The sequence below is a fragment of the Sulfurimonas iocasae genome (assembly GCF_047716755.1).
Lineage (GTDB): Bacteria > Campylobacterota > Campylobacteria > Campylobacterales > Sulfurimonadaceae > Sulfurimonas.
Genome location: NZ_CP180409.1, coordinates 2,786,112 through 2,804,517, shown reverse-complemented (window position 1 = coordinate 2,804,517; position 18,406 = coordinate 2,786,112). Strand labels below are relative to the sequence as shown.

Annotated in this window: 16 protein-coding genes, 1 tRNA gene and 3 rRNA genes; 11 read left to right on the top strand and 9 right to left on the bottom strand. The window is 36.3% G+C overall.

Annotated features, from left to right (window positions below):
* Positions 1-28: 28 nt before the first annotated feature.
* Complete coding sequence (locus ACLHDE_RS14365) at positions 29-634, top strand: methyltransferase domain-containing protein (protein ID WP_415397082.1); 606 nt, start codon at positions 29-31, stop codon at positions 632-634.
* 38 nt (positions 635-672) lie between these two features.
* Here the strand turns inward: ACLHDE_RS14365 and ACLHDE_RS14360 are convergent, their stop codons facing one another.
* Both ACLHDE_RS14360 and ACLHDE_RS14355 read right to left on the bottom strand, forming a co-directional pair.
* Positions 673-1,050: a thiamine-phosphate pyrophosphorylase gene (locus tag ACLHDE_RS14360; RefSeq protein ID WP_415398550.1), complete on the bottom strand. Its 378-nt coding sequence runs from the start codon at positions 1,048-1,050 to the stop codon at positions 673-675.
* A gap of 28 nt (positions 1,051-1,078) precedes the next feature.
* Entirely contained in the window at positions 1,079-1,777 is a 699-nt protein-coding gene (locus tag ACLHDE_RS14355) for a Bax inhibitor-1/YccA family protein (RefSeq protein ID WP_415397081.1), read from the bottom strand.
* A 556-nt stretch (positions 1,778-2,333) separates the two neighbouring features.
* On the opposite strand from ACLHDE_RS14355, the gene ACLHDE_RS14350 reads away from it, so the two are divergent.
* The 4 genes from ACLHDE_RS14350 to rrf all read left to right on the top strand — a co-directional run bounded on the left by ACLHDE_RS14350 (position 2,334) and on the right by rrf (position 7,712).
* Positions 2,334-3,862: ribosomal RNA gene (locus ACLHDE_RS14350) — 16S ribosomal RNA — on the top strand.
* A gap of 271 nt (positions 3,863-4,133) precedes the next feature.
* A tRNA-Ile gene (locus tag ACLHDE_RS14345) sits at positions 4,134-4,210 on the top strand.
* Between the two features lie 304 nt (positions 4,211-4,514).
* A 23S ribosomal RNA gene (locus tag ACLHDE_RS14340) occupies positions 4,515-7,411 on the top strand.
* A gap of 185 nt (positions 7,412-7,596) precedes the next feature.
* Positions 7,597-7,712, top strand: a 5S ribosomal RNA gene (gene rrf / locus ACLHDE_RS14335).
* Together the 16S, 23S and 5S rRNA genes with 1 tRNA gene alongside form the textbook arrangement of a ribosomal RNA operon.
* A 167-nt stretch (positions 7,713-7,879) precedes the next feature.
* On the opposite strand, the gene ACLHDE_RS14330 is transcribed toward rrf, so the two are convergent.
* The 5 genes from ACLHDE_RS14330 to ACLHDE_RS14310 all read right to left on the bottom strand — a co-directional run bounded on the left by ACLHDE_RS14330 (position 7,880) and on the right by ACLHDE_RS14310 (position 11,241).
* Complete coding sequence (locus ACLHDE_RS14330) at positions 7,880-8,140, bottom strand: high-potential iron-sulfur protein (protein WP_415397080.1); 261 nt, start codon at positions 8,138-8,140, stop codon at positions 7,880-7,882.
* 72 nt (positions 8,141-8,212) lie between these two features.
* Complete coding sequence (locus ACLHDE_RS14325; protein ID WP_415397079.1) at positions 8,213-8,725, bottom strand: YgjP-like metallopeptidase domain-containing protein; 513 nt, start codon at positions 8,723-8,725, stop codon at positions 8,213-8,215.
* Between the two features lie 5 nt (positions 8,726-8,730).
* The gene (gene dbpA, locus ACLHDE_RS14320) at positions 8,731-10,092 is read right to left on the bottom strand and encodes an ATP-dependent RNA helicase DbpA (protein ID WP_415397078.1); all 1,362 of its coding nucleotides are present in this window, start codon (positions 10,090-10,092) and stop codon (positions 8,731-8,733) included.
* A gap of 129 nt (positions 10,093-10,221) precedes the next feature.
* The gene (locus ACLHDE_RS14315) at positions 10,222-10,413 is read right to left on the bottom strand and encodes a YwbE family protein (protein WP_415397077.1); all 192 of its coding nucleotides are present in this window, start codon (positions 10,411-10,413) and stop codon (positions 10,222-10,224) included.
* A 45-nt stretch (positions 10,414-10,458) separates the two neighbouring features.
* Positions 10,459-11,241 (bottom strand): TrmH family RNA methyltransferase, encoded by a 783-nt coding sequence (locus ACLHDE_RS14310; RefSeq protein ID WP_415397076.1) that lies wholly within the window; start codon positions 11,239-11,241, stop codon positions 10,459-10,461.
* A gap of 33 nt (positions 11,242-11,274) precedes the next feature.
* On the opposite strand from ACLHDE_RS14310, the gene ACLHDE_RS14305 reads away from it, so the two are divergent.
* On the top strand, positions 11,275-11,844 hold the full coding sequence (locus ACLHDE_RS14305) for a cytochrome b/b6 domain-containing protein (protein WP_415397075.1): 570 nt from the start codon (positions 11,275-11,277) through the stop codon (positions 11,842-11,844).
* A gap of 3 nt (positions 11,845-11,847) precedes the next feature.
* Here the strand turns inward: ACLHDE_RS14305 and ACLHDE_RS14300 are convergent, their stop codons facing one another.
* Together ACLHDE_RS14300 and ACLHDE_RS14295 are read right to left on the bottom strand one after the other, a co-directional pair.
* Positions 11,848-12,126 carry a 2OG-Fe(II) oxygenase gene (locus ACLHDE_RS14300; RefSeq protein ID WP_415398549.1) on the bottom strand — a complete coding sequence of 93 codons (279 nt, stop codon included), beginning with the start codon at positions 12,124-12,126 and terminating at the stop codon, positions 11,848-11,850.
* A gap of 307 nt (positions 12,127-12,433) precedes the next feature.
* Positions 12,434-13,096: a TetR/AcrR family transcriptional regulator gene (locus ACLHDE_RS14295; RefSeq protein WP_415397074.1), complete on the bottom strand. Its 663-nt coding sequence runs from the start codon at positions 13,094-13,096 to the stop codon at positions 12,434-12,436.
* A gap of 95 nt (positions 13,097-13,191) precedes the next feature.
* On the opposite strand from ACLHDE_RS14295, the gene ACLHDE_RS14290 reads away from it, so the two are divergent.
* The 5 genes from ACLHDE_RS14290 to ACLHDE_RS14270 are packed head-to-tail and all read left to right on the top strand — an operon-like array spanning position 13,192 to position 18,380.
* Positions 13,192-13,938 carry an outer membrane lipoprotein-sorting protein gene (locus tag ACLHDE_RS14290; RefSeq protein WP_415397073.1) on the top strand — a complete coding sequence of 249 codons (747 nt, stop codon included), beginning with the start codon at positions 13,192-13,194 and terminating at the stop codon, positions 13,936-13,938.
* Positions 13,935-15,077, top strand: coding sequence for a hypothetical protein (locus ACLHDE_RS14285; RefSeq protein ID WP_415397072.1), 1,143 nt, complete (start codon positions 13,935-13,937; stop codon positions 15,075-15,077). Before ACLHDE_RS14290 ends, ACLHDE_RS14285 begins: the two co-directional genes overlap by 4 nt.
* A gap of 11 nt (positions 15,078-15,088) precedes the next feature.
* Positions 15,089-17,368, top strand: coding sequence for an efflux RND transporter permease subunit (locus ACLHDE_RS14280; protein WP_415397071.1), 2,280 nt, complete (start codon positions 15,089-15,091; stop codon positions 17,366-17,368).
* 1 nt (position 17,369) lies between these two features.
* A complete protein-coding gene (locus tag ACLHDE_RS14275; RefSeq protein ID WP_415397070.1) occupies positions 17,370-17,777 on the top strand; it encodes a DUF3995 domain-containing protein in 408 nt (135 codons plus the stop codon).
* Between the two features lie 30 nt (positions 17,778-17,807).
* A complete protein-coding gene (locus tag ACLHDE_RS14270) occupies positions 17,808-18,380 on the top strand; it encodes a transglutaminase-like domain-containing protein (RefSeq protein ID WP_415397069.1) in 573 nt (190 codons plus the stop codon).
* The last annotated feature ends 26 nt before the right edge of the window (positions 18,381-18,406 follow it).

The following is an 18,406-nucleotide window of genomic DNA, read 5'->3' as shown; positions in this document are numbered from 1 at the left end:
TGTTATTCAAAACAGAGTAATAAAGAGATTGCTAAAAAAAGTTAAACATGAACCTAACAATATTTTAGACCTTGGTTGTGGAAACGGAGCACTTTATAATAGTATTGACTGGAAGTATAAACATTTTACAGGTGTAGATTTTGCTCCGGGGATGTTAGAGTTACATCCAAAAGCAAAAAACTGTGAGTGCATCTACGGTGATTTTAATGATAAAACACTTTTCGAGCATCTAATAACATATAAATACGACCATGTTTTTTCAGCATCTGCTTTGCAATGGGCCCAAGATTTGGATATGGTTTTTAGATATATTAAAGCATTAAACGCACCTATATCTTTAGCTGTTTTTAGTTCAAACACTTTTAAAACTTTAAATGAAACAGCAGGTTTGACTCCGATACTAAGAAGCACAGATGAAATATATAAACTTCAAAAGAAGTATTTTGATGCAGATTTTGAAGTAGTTGAGTATAAACTGGAATTTGAATCTACTAGAGATATGTTTAGGTATATAAAAAACAGTGGGGTTAGTGGCTCAAGAAAGGTTTTGGATTATAAGCAAACAAAAAAGCTTATGCAGGATTATCCTCTAAAGTATTTAGAGTTTGAAGTAGTCTTTATTCATACTAAATAAGTCCTTAGTCACTAAAGCTTCTCTTTTGGAGAGAAGAACTAGCTATGTTCTTGAAGTACTATTTCTTTTTCCAAGTTATACAGCTCATATCTAATATATTTAAAATTTTCACTATAAGCAGCATTATGAAGTTTAAACAACTCTTCTAAAACTCTTGAAGATTCTTGCGCTCTTTTAAAGTTTGCAATAATAATACTTTTAATACCTGTACGGTTAAGTTCACTTTCTGTAGTTGGACGAAGCACATCATTGATACTATCTCTATGTGTAAGAAGTTTATCTATCTCATCTATACGAGATTTATGTCTAAGTTGCTTGAGTTTAGAGGAGAGGTTTTTGTTGTTATCTCGATACCGCATGATATCTTCAACAACTCGTATGCCTTCTTTTAGGCGGTTAAGGTTTGCATCTATCACCCGAAAAAGTTCAGGTGATAGTTCTTCTTTAGTCGTCACTATTGAATAAACCAAATAGGTGAAGTAATGCAGTAAAGATATTTAAAAAGTCTAAGTAAAGTGCAATTGCTCCATCAATCGGAGTTTCATAAGCACCTTTCATAATGTTTTGAGTGTCATATACAACTAAGATGCTAAATAAAAATACAACAGCACCAGAGATGATAACACTAAGCATAGGGTTACCTAAAAATAAGTTTACAATTGAAAAACCAATAACTACAAAAAGAGCTATCATTAAAGGTTTACCATAACTAGTAAAATCTTTTGTTGTTCTAATAGCAAAGAAGCTCATAGCTCCAAATACAACTGATGTCATAGCAAAAGCATTACCAATAATAGCACCGCCACCACTCATTCCAAGTGTTTGTGAAAGTAAAGGAGCTAGCATTAAGCCTGTCATAAATACAAAAGCAAACATAACCATTAGATTAATCCCAGGCTTATGTTTTACAAAGTGTAATCCTATAAGAAGACCAATTTCTAAAATAAACAGTGGTAAAAACCAAGCTGCTATTGTTCCTGCAAAAGGAACACCAACGTAAGCGCCAACTGCACCAGCCATCATAGAAGCTGCGAACAGTTTATATGTCTCTTTAACAAAAGAGATGATTTGAGAGTCACTACGTGTAGTGCTCTCATATGCAAAAGAGTTACCTCTAGCGTAATCACGATCATAAAGTCCCATGTTTTTTCCTCATAGTAATATTGTTTGTAAGAATTTTATATATAAAGAGTTAATGCATAGCAACAACTATAATAGTTTGTATATTATATGTAAAGTTAATAATGATTTATGTTAAAAAGGATTGAGAAAAATAAACAACTTCAAAACTTCTCTCAAACTTCCCAACCGATTAAGAATCTTCTAAGCAACAACCCCCTATAATTCCCATCCACAAACAAAGAGACCTTGTTAAAGAGGGCTAGAGAGACTTCGAGTTGAAGCTTTTGAGATTGTTTGAGATCATTGAAAACTAAGCAAGTAAATAGACTTAATAACTAACGAAACAGTTAGTAATTAGCTCATTAATAAGTTTACTTAGAAATAACTAATTAACAACAACCGTCTATTCTATTTTGAATCCAATTTATTGGATCCCTTATAGTAATAGATACATACAAAAAAGTCCATAAACTGTTCACGCGGTTTATGGCAACAAAGCCAATGAATTTTAATTCTTGGGCAAAAGATCAGTAATGCACAGCAATGTGTTCTTTACATAATCTGTCTTCGGACAACAATTATGGAGAGTTTGATCCTGGCTCAGAGTGAACGCTGGCGGCGTGCTTAACACATGCAAGTCGAACGATGAACCGAAACTTATCACTTGTGGTAGGCTAGGGGATTAGTGGCGCACGGGTGAGTAATATATAGTTAATGTACCTCGAAGACCGGGATAGCCATTGGAAACGATGATTAATACTGGATACACCTTCTAAACTCAAGTTTAGTCGGGAAACGTTTTTTCGCTTCGAGATCAGACTATATCCCATCAGTTAGTTGGTAGTGTAAGAGACTACCAAGGCAATGACGGGTAGCGGGTTTGAGAGGATGATCCGCCACACTGGTACTGAGACACGGACCAGACTCCTACGGGAGGCAGCAGTGAGGAATATTGCACAATGGGGGAAACCCTGATGCAGCAACGCCGCGTGGAGGATGACGCATTTCGGTGTGTAAACTCCTTTTATGAGTCAAGAAAATGACGGTAGCTCATGAATAAGCACCGGCTAACTCCGTGCCAGCAGCCGCGGTAATACGGAGGGTGCAAGCGTTACTCGGAATCACTGGGCGTAAAGGACGCGTAGGCTGGCTCGTAAGTCAGATGTGAAATCCTATGGCTTAACCATAGAACTGCATTTGAAACTACGAGCCTAGAGTATGGGAGGGGGAGATGGAATTAGTGGTGTAGGGGTAAAATCCGTAGATATCACTAGGAATACCGAAAGCGAAGGCGATCTCCTGGAACATAACTGACGCTGAGGCGTGAAAGCGTGGGGAGCAAACGGGATTAGATACCCCGGTAGTCCACGCCCTAAACGATGAACACTAGTCGTCGGGATGCTTGTCATCTCGGTGATGCACTTAACAGATTAAGTGTTCCGCCTGGGGAGTACGGTCGCAAGATTAAAACTCAAAGGAATAGACGGGGACCCGCACAAGTGGTGGAGCATGTGGTTTAATTCGAAGATACGCGAAGAACCTTACCTAGCCTTGACATTGATAGAACACCCTAGAGATAGAGTGGTGCCCTTCGGGGAACTTGAAAACAGGTGCTGCACGGCTGTCGTCAGCTCGTGTCGTGAGATGTTGGGTTAAGTCCCGCAACGAGCGCAACCCTCGTCCTTAGTTGCCAGCAGGTTATGCTGGGCACTCTAAGGAGACTGCCTTCGCAAGGAGGAGGAAGGTGAGGACGACGTCAAGTCATCATGGCCCTTATGGCTAGGGCTACACACGTGCTACAATGGGGCGTACAGAGAGTTGCGATACCGCGAGGTGGAGCCAATCTCATAAAGCGTCTCTCAGTTCGGATTGAAGTCTGCAACTCGACTTCATGAAGCTGGAATCACTAGTAATCGTAGATCAGCAATGCTACGGTGAATACGTTCCCGGGTCTTGTACTCACCGCCCGTCACACCATGGGAGTTGATTTCGCCCGAAATTGGGAAGCTAACCTTCGGGAGGCTACCACTTACGGCGGAATTAGCGACTGGGGTGAAGTCGTAACAAGGTAACCGTAGGAGAACCTGCGGTTGGATCACCTCCTTTCTAGAGTAAAGAGAAAACATTCATTTGTTTATCTTGTCAAAAGAAAATCTCACGAAGAGATGTTAGTTATTAGTTTATTACTTGCTTAGTTTTCAGTGATCTATGTTCATTAATTTGATATTGATTCAGGAGTGCCTCTCAGACTTAGGTTTGGGAGGGATTTTAGTTCTAATCAAGGCGGGTTCTTGAGTGAGTGAGGAACATACTTATGTATGTGACGAATGAACGAAAGGTTCCAACGCCAAGTAGAGCTAAAAGCACCCCAAAAAGAGGGCCTATAGCTCAGCTGGTTAGAGTGCACCCCTGATAAGGGTGAGGTCCCTGGTTCAAGTCCAGGTAGGCCCACCATTTCTGAAGAATTTGCACTTGAAAAAGAAACTCACATACTTTTAGTATGCTTCGTTGCCTTTTCAAGCACAACTTCAATCAGAAAACAAGTTTCAAACTAAATCCAAGTACTTAAGTTAAGTATTTAGATTTGGTTTTAAACCAAAAAGTTCATTAAATTATAATTGTTAAAGTCAACATATATAAGAGATAAGAGAATTTATTCTATTATTAATTATATTAACTAAATAACTACAAAATCAACAGGATCTGTCTTGAATGATGTATTAGTACATTAAACAAGGTAGTGAACGCAAATTAGAATAAAAAAGATATTAAGGGCCATAGGTGGATGCCTTGGCTAGTAGAGGCGATGAAAGACGTATTAGGCTGCGATAAGCCTCGGGGAGCTGCCAAAGAGCTTTGATCCGGGGATTTCTGAATGGGGCGACCCAGCATGGTGCGAATCATGTTACAACTTAGGTTGGGCGAACTCAGGGAAGTGAAACATCTCAGTACCTGAAGGAAAAGAAATCAAACGAGATTCCCAAAGTAGCGGCGAGCGAAATGGGATTAGGGCACTTAGTGATAATATATTTGTTAGCAGAACACTTTGGAAAGAGTGAGCATAGAGGGTGATACTCCCGTAAGCGAAAACATTTATATGGTACTAGACTAAGGAACGAGTAGGTCGGGACACGTGTTATCTTGACTGAATATGGGGGGACCACCCTCCAACCCTAAATACTACTACTAGACCGATAGCGAACAAGTACCGTGAGGGAAAGGTGAAAAGGACCGCGGTGAGCGGAGTGAAATAGAACCTGAAACCTATGGCTTACAATCATTCGGAGCACTATTGTCGCAAGACAAGTGTGACGGACTGCCTTTTGCATAATGAGCCTGCGAGTTGTGGTATCTGGCAAGGTTAATCGAACGAGAAGCCGTAGCGAAAGCGAGTCTTAATAGGGCGACATAGTCAGATGCTGCAGACCCGAAACTGAGTGATCTATCCATGAGCAGGTTGAAGCTGGTGTAAGAGCCAGTGGAGGACCGAACCCGTAGAAGTTGAAAATTCTTGGGATGACTTGTGGATAGGGGTGAAAGGCCAATCAAACTCAGTGATAGCTGGTTCTCTCCGAAATATATTTAGGTATAGCCTCGAGCATTAGCGTATAGGGGTAGAGCACTGACAGGGCTAGGGCTGCTTACCGCGGTACCAAACCCTATCAAACTCCGAATACTATACGTGTAACCTCGGGAGTCAGGCGTAGGGTGATAAAATCCTATGTCGAGAGGGGAACAACCCAGACTAGCAGCTAAGGTCCCAAAGTCTTGTCTAAGTGGAAAAGGATGTGGAGTTGCTGTGACAACCAGGAGGTTGGCTTAGAAGCAGCCATCCTTTAAAGAAAGCGTAACAGCTCACTGGTCTAGCGATTCTGCGCCGAAAATATAACGGGGCTAAGACAAGCACCGAAGCTCTAGATTTATGATTTATCATAAGTGGTAGGAGAGCGTTCCATTCAGCGCTGAAGGTACACCGGTAAGGAGTGCTGGAGCGGATGGAAGTGAGCATGCAGGCATGAGTAGCGAGAAAAGGGATGAGAATTCCCTTCGCCGTAAACCCAAGGTTTCCTACGCGATGCTCGTCATCGTAGGGTTAGTCGGGACCTAAGTCGAGTCCGAAAGGGGTAGACGATGGCAAATCGGTTAATATTCCGATACCGACCGTTGTTCGTTTGAGTGATGGGGGGACGCATAGAGTTAATTGAGCTCGCTGATGGAATAGCGGGTCGAAGGATGTAGGTCGAGAAGTAGGAAAATCCGCTTCTCATGAGACCGAGATCTTACAGGCAGACCAATCTCTTCGGAGAGCGGTTTGAATCAATGATACTGTCGTGCCGAGAAAAGCCTCTAAACGAGAACAACGGTTGCCCGTACCGTAAACCAACACAGGTGGGTGAGATGAGTATTCTAAGGCGCGTGGAAGAACCATTGTTAAGGAACTCTGCAAACTAGCACCGTATCTTCGGTATAAGGTGTGCCTAAACTGTAAAGAGATTTACTCTCTGAAGCGGTTCAAGGTCGCAGCAAAGTGTCCCTCCCGACTGTTTACCAAAAACACAGCACTCTGCTAACTCGTAAGAGGATGTATAGGGTGTGACGCCTGCCCGGTGCTTGAATGTTAAAAGGATTGCTTAGCTTCGGCGAAGGCTTGAATTGAAGCACAAGTAAACGGCGGCCGTAACTATAACGGTCCTAAGGTAGCGAAATTCCTTGTCGGTTAAATACCGACCTGCATGAATGGCGTAACGAGATGGGAGCTGTCTCAACAATGGATCCAGTGAAATTGTAGTGGAGGTGAAAATTCCTCCTACCCGCGGAAAGACGGAAAGACCCCGTGCACCTTTACTATAGCTTGACACTGCTATTGGGATATTCATGTGCAGGATAGGTGGGAGCCTTTGATTCATAGACGCCAGTTTATGATGAGGCATCCTTGAGATACCACCCTTGAATATTCTGATAGCTAACTCCGTACAATTATCTTGTGCGAGGACAATGTCTGGTGGGTAGTTTGACTGGGGCGGTCGCCTCCTAAAAAGTAACGGAGGCTTACAAAGGTTAGCTCAGAGGGGTTGGAAATCCCTCGTAGAGTATAATGGCATAAGCTAGCCTGACTGTGAGACATACAAGTCGAGCAGAGTCGAAAGACGGTCATAGTGATCCGGTGGTTCTGTGTGGAAGGGCCATCGCTCAAAGGATAAAAGGTACGCCGGGGATAACAGGCTGATCTCCCCCAAGAGCTCACATCGACGGGGAGGTTTGGCACCTCGATGTCGGCTCATCGCATCCTGGGGCTGGAGCAGGTCCCAAGGGTATGGCTGTTCGCCATTTAAAGCGGTACGCGAGCTGGGTTCAGAACGTCGTGAGACAGTTCGGTCCCTATCTTCCGTGGGCGTAGGAACGTTGAGGAGAGCTGACCCTAGTACGAGAGGACCGGGTTGGACGTACCACTGGTGCACCAGTTGTTCTGCCAAGAGCATCGCTGGGTAGCTACGTACGGATGAGATAACCGCTGAAAGCATCTAAGCGGGAAGCCAACTCCAAGATGAACGTTCCCTGAAGTACGCTTGAAGACTACAAGCTTGATAGGCTGGATGTGTACGCACAGCAATGTGTTTAGCTGACCAGTACTAATAGTACGTTTGTCTTTTTTACAGTTCTTTTATTAGAACACAATTCGTTCACTACCTTGTTTAGTGTATTACCAAATACATATAGTAGTTATTTACAAAACATGTTGACTTTAACAATCATAACTTAATGAGATTTCTCATTAATACCCCTTTATTGACTCATACAGTCAAGTCTAAGTACATTTCGATGTCTTTAGACTTGATTGTCTAGGTGGCTATAGAGAGAGGGAAACGCCTGGCTCCATTCCGAACCCAGAAGCTAAGCCTCTCATCGCTGATAATACTGATCCTTGCAGGATTGGAAATGTAGGTCGCTGCCTAGTTGATCAATTTTTTACTACTTACCCTTTTTTATCTTTTAATCATTTTTACTTTTATCTTTATTTACTAAGATACTAATTTATGTTTACTTTCAATATTATTTAATCAATGGAATATAGAGAGCAAGAACATAGACAACTTTAGATGACTAAGCTCTCTTTGATGTATTTTACTTTGGTACTGCCTTGTTAGGCAATTTATAGTATGCAGCACACCAGCCATCAGGACTAATCTTACCCTCTACCATTCTGCACTCATTTGTATCTGCAATAAAATGCATACATTCAAGACATGTTTTACCATCTTTTGGTGTCTCTTGGTACTTGTACTGGGCTTTACTTCCTTTAGCATACAAAGCAGTTGCGCTAAATGTTGCTAAACCCAAAATGGACATATATCTTAAAAAAGCTCTTCTTGATAAATCTTTCATAACTATCTCCTCAATAAAATGTTTCTATTATATTATAAGATTATATTATTAATGTTTATTGATTTTAATCAATTAATTCCACTCTTGTAGTTTGCCATTTATATCTATATGAGTAAGATAGAGCCTTAAATCAAATTCTATTTGATGATAGGATGGTTGCATATATTCACATAGTTTGTAAAAAGCTTTGTTGTGTTCTTTTTCTTTAAAGTGTGAGAGTTCATGTACAACAATCATCTCTAAGAAATCTTGAGGGACACTCTTAAACATAGAAGCTATTCGTATCTCATTTTTAGCTTTTAATTTACCCCCTTGTACTCGTGATACAAAATGATGAGTGCCTAAAGCATTGTGAATAACATTTATCTTCCCGTCATATATAACTTTATTGAGTGGAGCTGCTTTTTTTATGTGTTGGTTTTTTAAGTCATTTGCATATGAAAAGAGTGTTTTATCACTCCTTTTATCGTGTGAATATGGATATTTTTTTAGAAGATGTGCAGAGAGTTTATCTGCTTTGATAAGTTTATGAACCTGCTCTTTTACCTGAGGGGGATAGTGGTTTAGGTACTTTAACTCTTTCATTTAACTTACAAAACCCAAACAGAAAATTTCTTACCTTTTATCTTTCCATTTTTTAGCTGTTTATGTGCCTCATCAATAAGTTTAGCCTCTATAGCAACATAACTTTGTCGCTCGTAGATGTCTATCTTACCAATCGAGCTGCCTTGAAGACCTGCATCCCCTGTTAAAGCGCCAAGCAAATCTCCTGCACGGACTTTATCTTTTTTCCCACCCTCAATTACAAGCGTTATATATTGAGGTTTCATCTCGAAACCGTTTACAGTTTTAAGCTCACCTGCACTTTGAAAAAGTCTAGTATCATTTTTATACTCATAAGCTTTATCAGCCTCATATTCACTAAAAAGAGTAAATGACAAACCATCTTGACCAGCACGACCTGTTCTTCCAATTCTGTGAGTGTAAGTCTCTTCACCATGAGGAAGATCATAGTTTATAACCATAGACATCTCTTTTATATCAAGACCACGAGCTGCAACATCAGTAGCGATAAGAACCGGACAGCTTCTGTTTGCAAATTGGACTAACACATCATTTCTCTCATACTGTTCAAGGTCACCGTGAATAGCCAAGGCATCTATCTTTTTCTTTTGTAAGTTCTCTGCCAGCTCTTTTGCATCTATCTTTGTATTTGTAAAAATGATTACATTTTCAGGTTTGAAATTACTAAGAATATTTATGATGGTATCCATTTTCTGATTACTGTCTACTTCGTAAAACCTCTCAGTTATATTGTTCGCAACTTCAGTAGATATAGTCTTTACACTAACTGCTTCATGCTGAAGATTTTTACTTATATCCATGACTTCATCTGTATATGTAGCCGAGAAAAGAAGTGTCTGTTTTCTCTTTTTAGTAAATGATAAAACTTCATTTATCTCTTCGCTAAAACCCATATCTAACATTCTGTCTGCTTCATCAAGAACAAGCATATCGAGGTCTTCAAGAGAGAGTGTCTCTTTTTTTAGATGCTTTAAAATCCGCCCTGGAGTACCAACGATGATATGTGCACCATGACTAAGTGAACCAAGCTGTGGGCCGAATGCTGCTCCACCACAAAGAGTAAGTATTTTAACATTGTGAGTAGCGCGTGCAAGCATACGAAGCTCTTTTGCAACCTGGTCTGCCAGTTCACGAGTCGGACAAAGGACTAGAGACTGGACTCTAAACTTTTTTACTTGTAGCTTTGTAAGCAATCCTATTCCAAAAGCAGCTGTTTTACCGCTTCCTGTTTTTGCCTGAGCGATTACATCTTTTCCATCAAGGATATATGGAAGTGACTCAGCTTGGATGGGTGTCATCTCTTTGTAGCCAATTTCATTTAAATTGTGAAGCATCTCTTTTGAAAGAGAAAGGTTTGAAAATTTCATATATTTTTCTTTTTAAATTGTATTTTACTTCTTGTAAAATATAAAATTGCACAAGTGCAATGGGCTCTCTGCCGAAGAGAACCAAGCGTTAGCGTAGTAAAATGAATTACTTCCTTTTGCGTGATATAACTAGTATATTTCCTTTACTCGTCCAACTTCTCCACTCATAAGACGTACTTTAATACCATGAGGATGTGAAGGTGACTTTGTTAGTATATCGCGAACTATACCATCTGTAAGAAGTCCACTATCTTGATCTTGTTTTAGAACGATGGCTACACTTTTACCATGTTTTATATTTTTTCTTTGCGTGCCGTCCATAGTGATACCTTTATTTTGTTTTATTAAGATGCAATTATATCTATATTATTTTAGAAGAACACTAAACTGATACATCATAATAGATGCTGCAACACTTACATTAAAACTTTTAACATCACTAGACATCTCTATACTTATAATTTCATCACATTCATTGAGCACTTCTTGTGATATACCTTTACCCTCATGCCCCATAAGAAGTACCCATTTTTGCGGAACTTTGACCTTCGATAAAAGCACAGCATCTGGAGTTACTTCGGCTGCAAATATTTTATATCCATTCGCTTTAAGGGCATTTAGTGTTTGAAATATATCTTCATAAACATGAACTTTCAACTTGCTTACATAACCCATGGAGACTCTTAGTGCTCGTCTTGCATAAGGGTGTGGAGATTGCTTAGGAAGCAGATATGAACCGACTCCAAGTGCTGCAGCACTTCTGGCAATCGAACCAACATTTTCGGTTGAAGTTATAGCATCTAGCATCAGGATATTATCTCCTAAGTCATCTAGTGAACTTTCTGGCGGTCTGACACCATGCATCATACAATTATGATGAATTTTATGTCCGATGATACCTTGCATCTCTTCTTTACTTGCAACAAAAAGATTAGGAATATTTTTTGTTCCTATCAAATCCCCATACTCTTCATAATACTCTTTAGTTGCTAAGATACTTTTGATTTGTATATCACTCTCTAAAAGTATATTTACAACTTTCGGGCTGTCGGCTATAAAGCTGTTGTCTGCACTAAAAGCGTTATCTCTTAGCTTATGATATATCGCTAAATCAGGAGTGTTTATATTATCTATTTTTTTATAATTCATATGTGATATAATAGCATAAACAAAGGAATTTCAATGAAATACTCAATTCAATTTAGAATCTGGCATTGGCTTCATGCAACTGTAGTTTTAGGACTGCTTGGTACTGTACTTTTACGAAAAACATTTTTGAGTTGGAGAACTAACTCAGAAATATTAATGACTAAACTATCTGAAATAAGTATAGAAATAACAGCTGAACAAGCGAAAGTTTTAGCAAAAGCAGTTCGAGCCGGAATGTGGGAGTGGCATATCATTTTAGGTTATGCTTTGGCTTTTTTGATTATTTTTAGAATCTATCTTTATTTTTTTGATACAAGCAAAAAAGAGAGTTTTAGCTCTTTAACGCTACATAAAAAAGCTGTTCACCTTTCTTACTATATCATCTATGCAACTCTTCTTTTTATGGCGGCTAGTGGCCTTTCAATTTATTTTTACCAAGACTTGGGACTATTAAAAGAGACAGCTCACGACATAAAAGAGATTCATGAATTCACTTTTAATATCGTTATGTATTTTGTACCTCTTCATATAATAGGCGTTATCGTTGCTGAAAACAAAGATGAAAAAGGCTTGATTTCGAGTATGATAAACGGTAAAGAGTAGCTATTAAACCTTATCCACTCTAAACCATCCGGCAATAGAATATCTTTTTCTCTTAGCCGGTAAGACTTCATGCGGAAACTTCTCGCTCATAAATACAACTAAGGTATTAGCTTCGGGCGTTATTTTTTCTAAAAAGTTACTATTTTGATCATAAACAATAAGTTCACCGCCATCATCTTCACCCCACTCATCATTAAGATAATAAACAGTGGTTACTATACGATTTTTGAAGTTTTTGAAACAGTCTAGGTGAGTCTCATAAAAATCATCCTTATCATAGATGGCAAAATGACTTTCATAATACGAGAGTCCTAGATATAACTCTCTGTTGAGATGTTCTTTTAGTCCGTTTGCAAAAATTAAAAATGTTCTTTGAGACTGACTGTCATCATCTAGCCAATGTGTTTTGTCTTTTCGTTTACTGCTATCTAGATGTAAGTCATTCGAACCGGAGATACAGGCTCTATTAAAATCAGGCTCATTTTTTGCGTAATCTAAAAGCTCAGTTCATAGCTTCGGATCTAAAGAATTTTTAATAACTATGACCCCATCTTTTACAAGTGCATCTGTTATTTGTGAATAGAGTTTTTTATACATTATTTGGCTTTAAGATTTTTTTAGCAAAGGGTAAAGATGATAAAAGTTTTACTTTATTTGCAATAATACCAGCCAATAATGTTTCAAACATATCATCATACAACTCCTCATACAACTCTTCTACATCCATAAAACCATCAATGATTAATGATGACAAACCATGAAGTGATGACCATATAATAATAGTCTGCTTATATGAGCTGTCTTTTTTTAAGATGCCACTATTATGCCCCTCTTGGATTGTTGCTTTTAATGCTCCAAAACCACTACAGTCATCCTCTTTTATGCTTAGTATTTCATCTCTAATATGAGAATATTTCTTACCAAATAGGAGTCTATAAAGATTTGGATTTTCTTTTGCAAATTCTATGTATAATTTTCCACTTTTATAAAACCTGTCTACTAGTGGTATTTCTTTGTTTGTAAGTACTGGAGAGGTAGCCTTGTCAAATTTTATAAAACCTATCTCTATTATCTCTTCAACAAGAGCATCTTTAGATTTAAAGTGTTTGTATATTGCTGAGCGAGATGTGCCAGTTGCTTCTGAGAGAATTTTTAAAGTCAGCTTGTCAATGTCTTCTTTTGCTATAAAGTCAAAGGCAATGTTTAAAAACTCCTCTCTCAAGTTTCCGTGATGGTATTCTTTTTTTATCATAACAGTATTCTAGCATAAAACAAAGTAAACATTGTTTACATTTAAGTTTTCTTATGTTAACATTGTTTACTTTAAAAACAAAGAGGCTTTATAATATGAAAAAGATGCTATTGATTTCTACTGTGCTTGTAGGCTTGTTTGCTCAAACCTCACTAGAAGTTGCAAAAAAATCATACTCGGTTATCTCAGGATATGAGAGCAGCAGTTCTAAAACTACAATGATTTTGGAAAATGCCCAAGGTGTTCAAAATATAAGAAAACTAGAGATTAAAAAACTCGAAGATAAAAAAGGAGACAGATCCATATTAACATTTGTATATCCCAAAGATATTAAAGGAACTAAGCTTTTAAGTTTTGAGCAAATTGCCAAAGATGATAAACAGTGGCTCTATATGCCAGCACTTAAACGCATAAAACGAATAAGCTCACGAAATAAATCAGGCTCATTTATGGCTAGTGAATTTTCCTACGAAGACATAGCATCTCAAAATTATAAAAATTATTCTTACCAAGGTGATGCTAAAAAAATTATAATAGATGCTAAGGAGTACTTTAAGATAACTAGAGTTCCAAAAGATAAAAATAGCGGTTACTCTAAACAGATTGTTTTCATAGATACGACAACTTATCTAGCAAAATTTGGAGAGTATTATGACAAGCAGAATAGGTTACTCAAAAAGGTTTCATTTTTAGAATATAAAAAAATTGATGATGTTTACCGTATAAAAATTATGAAGATGTCCAATATTCAAAACAAAAAAACAAGCACGCTAACTTGGGATGAAGATAAGATAAAAGCAAATCTTAGCAAAAATGAGTTTTCTAAAAGAGCTTTAAAATGAAAGTAATCTTATTTTTGCTTCTTTTTGCGATGCTTTTAAATGCATTTGAGAATAAGTCCTCCCTATCCATAAAACATATAAATTATGATAAGTTTTCAGATGAGACCATTGTTAAAGGTAATTCAAAATTAAAACTGCATAATGATATATTTAAAGCAGACGCAACTGTTGAGTATCTCTATAGTAATGAGTATAAAGAGCGAAGATATATTATTTTAAATGAGTTGTTTGTTACCAAAGAGTACAAAGATTACAGTTTTACTCTTGGTAAAATAATCAAATATTGGGGAGAGTTAGAGGGTTTCAATATTGCTGATGTCTATAATCAAAAGAACCATCTGCTTGATGCCTTTGACAACAGTGCAAAGCTTGGTTCTATAGGCTTGCATGTAACTAAGTATTTTGATGAAGATTCTTTAGAATTTGGTGTGAAATTTTATGAACAAGATGTAAAATATTCATTTATAAGTAATTATGATAAAGAGTTGAGTTATAGCGATGAGAGAGATACTCCAACTTTACATTTAATGTATAGCTTTGCTACAGATAAGAGTTTTGAGAGTGAAACAAAACTTATATTACTTCACGGATATGACAACAAAAGATATTTTATACCAAAGAATCAGACAACTTTATCTCAATATGCATACAGAGTGAACAAACTCCTTTTTCTCTCAAACTTAATCTATAAAGAGACTATATTAAAGTGTGAAGCCAGTTATACTGATGTAATAAGTGATGAAAACATGAGCAATTATGCTCAACTCTCTTTTGGTTTGGAAAATAATTTTTATGACATTTTGGATATAGATATAGGTTTTTATTTGGAATATTACAGCTATCTTTATGCGCAAGATGAAAAAATAAAGAATGTTGATATATCTGAAATTTATAATGATGATATTTTTCTAGCACTGAAGTTAGATCTTACAGATACACGAAATTCCGAGATAAAAGGTGGCATTTTATATGACCTTAAAAATACAGAGAAAGTTTTTAAAGTAGAGGCAAAATCAAGAGTGATAGATAACTTAGTAGTAGATGCGCAATATTTGCAAGTGTTGAGCGAGCAAAACACGCTACTTTACAAGCTAGGCTATTCAACAAGAGTGATTCTTGGTTTAACATATACATTTTAAGGGCTTGAAAGATGGATAGGTACATAGATTTTTTAGATAAACAAAAATATAAAATTATTATTTTTATTACACTTATAGTAGCACTGCTATCAATCTCTTTAAAAGATATGGTTTATGAGGGAAGTTATAAAATTTGGTTTGATAAAGAGTCAAAAATCTTAAAAGATTATGAAAACTTCAGAACTATTTTTAGTGGAGACGATACATTTATAGTCGCCTTTAAAGAAGAATCTGGGATATTTACTCCAAAGGCGATAAAGACTATTTTAGACTTAACAAGTGCATTTAAAAATATAGATGGTGTTAGACGTGTTGATAGTTTGACGAACTATCAGTATATAAGAAGTGAAGATGATGATATTATAGTTGAAGACTTTATATATGAAAGTAAAAACCTAGATGCCAAAAAGCTTATGGCTCTACAAGATTCTTTAATCCTTAATCAGCTAATTTCTGAGGATGCACAAACAACTATGTTAGCTATTAGACTTTCAAATTCCACTGGTGCAAATGAAGAGGTAAATATCTATGTAATGGAGAAAATTCAGGAAATATTGAAAGCAGAGGAATTAAAAAATAATTATAAATTTCACATAACTGGTGCTCCTGCAATTACAGCATCTCTTGTAACTATTTCACAAAGTGATGCAATGATTCTAATGCCTCTAGCAGTTGTAGTTGTGGTAACATTTTTGTTTTTGTTTTTTAGAAGTTTTATAGGTATTCTTATCCCGTCTGTTGTTATTGTTCTTAGCTTCTTGAGTGTATTAAGCATACAGATGCTGCTTGGATATAAGCTAAATAACTTTACAGTAAATATTCCATCTTTTATAACTGCTATAGCCATAGCAGATGCTATGCATCTCTACCTTGCTTGGATCTACTATAAAATAAAAGGGCATAAAAATAAAGAGGCTGTTACAATTGCACTAAAGACAAATATTTTACCTATCGGATTGACATCCTTTACAACTGCTGTCGGTTTTTCCTCACTCGGATTAAGTGCAATTGAGCCTATATCAACATTAGGCATAGCTGTAACATCTGGAGCAATAATTGCCTTTTTGCTAAGCATAAGTATTGCACCTGCTATATTGCTTACTTTAAACAATGATTATAAAGTCAAACCGATAAAGTTTTTTAATCTTTTACATACAAAAGGCTATGGAGCATTTATAGTTAGAAATGACAAAAAAATAGCGGTTGTTTTTTTTGCTACTTTTGTTTTCATCGCTTATGGGTTAAACTATATAAAAGTAGATAGTAATTCAATTAAATATTTTTCTCAAGATACAGTTGTAAGAAGTGGAAGTAACTTTATAGAGAAAAATCTAACTGGTTCCATGATATATGAAATCATTCTAGATGCTAAAGAGATAGATGGTGTAAAAAATCCAAAATTTTTAAATGCAATTGTAAAGTTTGAAGATGATTTAAGAGATAAGTTTAAAAATGTAAGGTTTACAACTTCACTTAAAGATATAGTTGTCAAGATGCAAAAAGTGTTAAATAAAACCTCACAAAACATCATACCTCAAGAGCAATCTTTAGTGGCTCAATATCTACTTCTTTACTCAATGAGCCTTCCTCAGGGTATGGAGATAAATGACCAAATAGATACAACAGAACAGTTTTTAAGACTCTCAATTAATGTAGATTTAGTTGATACTTCAAAAGATTTACAGATGATAGAGTGGATAAAAAACTGGTGGAGTGAAAATACAGGCTATAGTGCTGATGTCCAAGGTCAAACGGCCATTTTTGCTTATATGCAATCAAGTGTTACTAATACACTTATTGCCTCTATTAGTGTTACCTTACTTATTGTTGCAATAGTTATGTTTGGGATATTTAAAAACTTAAAGATGCTATGGATATTTATATTTCCAAATATTGCTCCCATATTTTTAGTCGCTGGAATTATGGGCTATTTGGAGATAAATATTGACTTGGGAGTCGCTATCTCTGCTGCTGTTATTTTAGGTATAGCAGTTGATGACACTATACATTTTTTCTCAAAATATTTCGAGGCAATAAAAACTAGAAATTTTGAAGATAGTATTGACTATATTATCAGTCACAGTGGAAATGCAATGATTTTAACTACTTTTATACTCTCATTTACATTTGCTATCTTTGGAGTAAGCAGTTTTATACCAAATGTTAATTTTGCTATAGTAACAGTCAGTGCTTTAAATATTGCACTTGTATTAGACTTGGTTTTGCTTCCTGTATTGTTGAGTTTGTTTTATAGAAAAAAAGAAAAGATTACAAACAGGAGAATTAAATAAGATGAATTTTCTTTCAATAGTGACAATAGTAGTTTTAATACTTATCGCAATATTACATTTTTACTGGTCATTTGGCGGTAAAATTGGACTAAGTGTTGCTCTTCCAACAAAAGATGGTAAAAAGTTAATAAATCCCGGTAAATTTTTAACTTTTTTAGTGGGCATTATTTTGATGAGTTTTGCTTATGTTGCATATATACTTAGATTTGGCGATATGAATAGTCTTTATATTTATTTTGGATGGATAATATCTTCTATTTTTATTCTAAGAGCCGTTGGTGATTTTAATGCGGTTGGATTTTTTAAGAAGATAAAATCAACAAAGTTCGCAATATATGACACTAGATACTTTTCTCCTTTGAGTTTATATCTGGGTCTAGTCTTAGCTATATTGTCATACTCAAGATAAATCATGAAGTGAAGGTATAAGGTAGAAACAATGAATAAATTTTTAAAAGAAAGTGAACTTGTAGATTATTCCCATGCATCTATCAAGTCTTTATCTTCTAAGTTAACAGATGGATTGTTTTTAGATGAAGATATTGCTAACGCCTGCTTTTTATATGTACGAGATGAAATTAACCATAGTGGTGATTTTAAAGATAAAATAACAACCTATAAAGCTAGTGATGTTCTAAAATATAAAACCGGTTGGTGTTATGCGAAAAGTATTTTACTAGCTGCACTGTTAAGAGCCAATAATATTCCCACAGGTTTTTGTTACCAAAGATTAAGTTGTTCAGAGTATGTAAAAGATGTTTATTGTTTACATGGATTAAATGCGATTTATTTGAAAAAATATGGATGGTATAGGGTTGATGCAAGAGGAAATAAAGCTGGTGTTGATGCTCGATTTATTCCACCAAAAGAAAAATTAGCCTTTGAGTTACAAGAAGATGAGATAGATTTACCTGATATTTATAGTGAACCTTTGGATGTAGTAGTAAATGCATTGAAAAATAATACAACTTATGATGAAATGATTGCTAATTTTCCAGACATAAAAATGTAGATAAAGCTTTAAAAATTCCATTAGTA

What these genes read in the sequence shown, in the direction of transcription:
- ACLHDE_RS14270 (WP_415397069.1), top strand. Translation starts at nt 17,808, where the DNA reads ATGAATAAATTTTTAAAAGAAAGTGAACTTGTAGATTATTCCCATGCA.
- ACLHDE_RS14325 (WP_415397079.1), bottom strand. Translation starts at nt 8,725, where the DNA reads ATGAAAGAGTTAAAGTACCTAAACCACTATCCCCCTCAGGTAAAAGAG.
- ACLHDE_RS14355 (WP_415397081.1), bottom strand. Translation starts at nt 1,777, where the DNA reads ATGGGACTTTATGATCGTGATTACGCTAGAGGTAACTCTTTTGCATAT.
- ACLHDE_RS14310 (WP_415397076.1), bottom strand. Translation starts at nt 11,241, where the DNA reads ATGAATTATAAAAAAATAGATAATATAAACACTCCTGATTTAGCGATA.
- ACLHDE_RS14295 (WP_415397074.1), bottom strand. Translation starts at nt 13,096, where the DNA reads ATGATAAAAAAAGAATACCATCACGGAAACTTGAGAGAGGAGTTTTTA.
- ACLHDE_RS14280 (WP_415397071.1), top strand. Translation starts at nt 15,089, where the DNA reads ATGGATAGGTACATAGATTTTTTAGATAAACAAAAATATAAAATTATT.
- ACLHDE_RS14305 (WP_415397075.1), top strand. Translation starts at nt 11,275, where the DNA reads ATGAAATACTCAATTCAATTTAGAATCTGGCATTGGCTTCATGCAACT.
- ACLHDE_RS14290 (WP_415397073.1), top strand. Translation starts at nt 13,192, where the DNA reads ATGAAAAAGATGCTATTGATTTCTACTGTGCTTGTAGGCTTGTTTGCT.
- dbpA (WP_415397078.1), bottom strand. Translation starts at nt 10,092, where the DNA reads ATGAAATTTTCAAACCTTTCTCTTTCAAAAGAGATGCTTCACAATTTA.
- ACLHDE_RS14315 (WP_415397077.1), bottom strand. Translation starts at nt 10,413, where the DNA reads ATGGACGGCACGCAAAGAAAAAATATAAAACATGGTAAAAGTGTAGCC.
- ACLHDE_RS14285 (WP_415397072.1), top strand. Translation starts at nt 13,935, where the DNA reads ATGAAAGTAATCTTATTTTTGCTTCTTTTTGCGATGCTTTTAAATGCA.
- ACLHDE_RS14275 (WP_415397070.1), top strand. Translation starts at nt 17,370, where the DNA reads ATGAATTTTCTTTCAATAGTGACAATAGTAGTTTTAATACTTATCGCA.
- ACLHDE_RS14330 (WP_415397080.1), bottom strand. Translation starts at nt 8,140, where the DNA reads ATGAAAGATTTATCAAGAAGAGCTTTTTTAAGATATATGTCCATTTTG.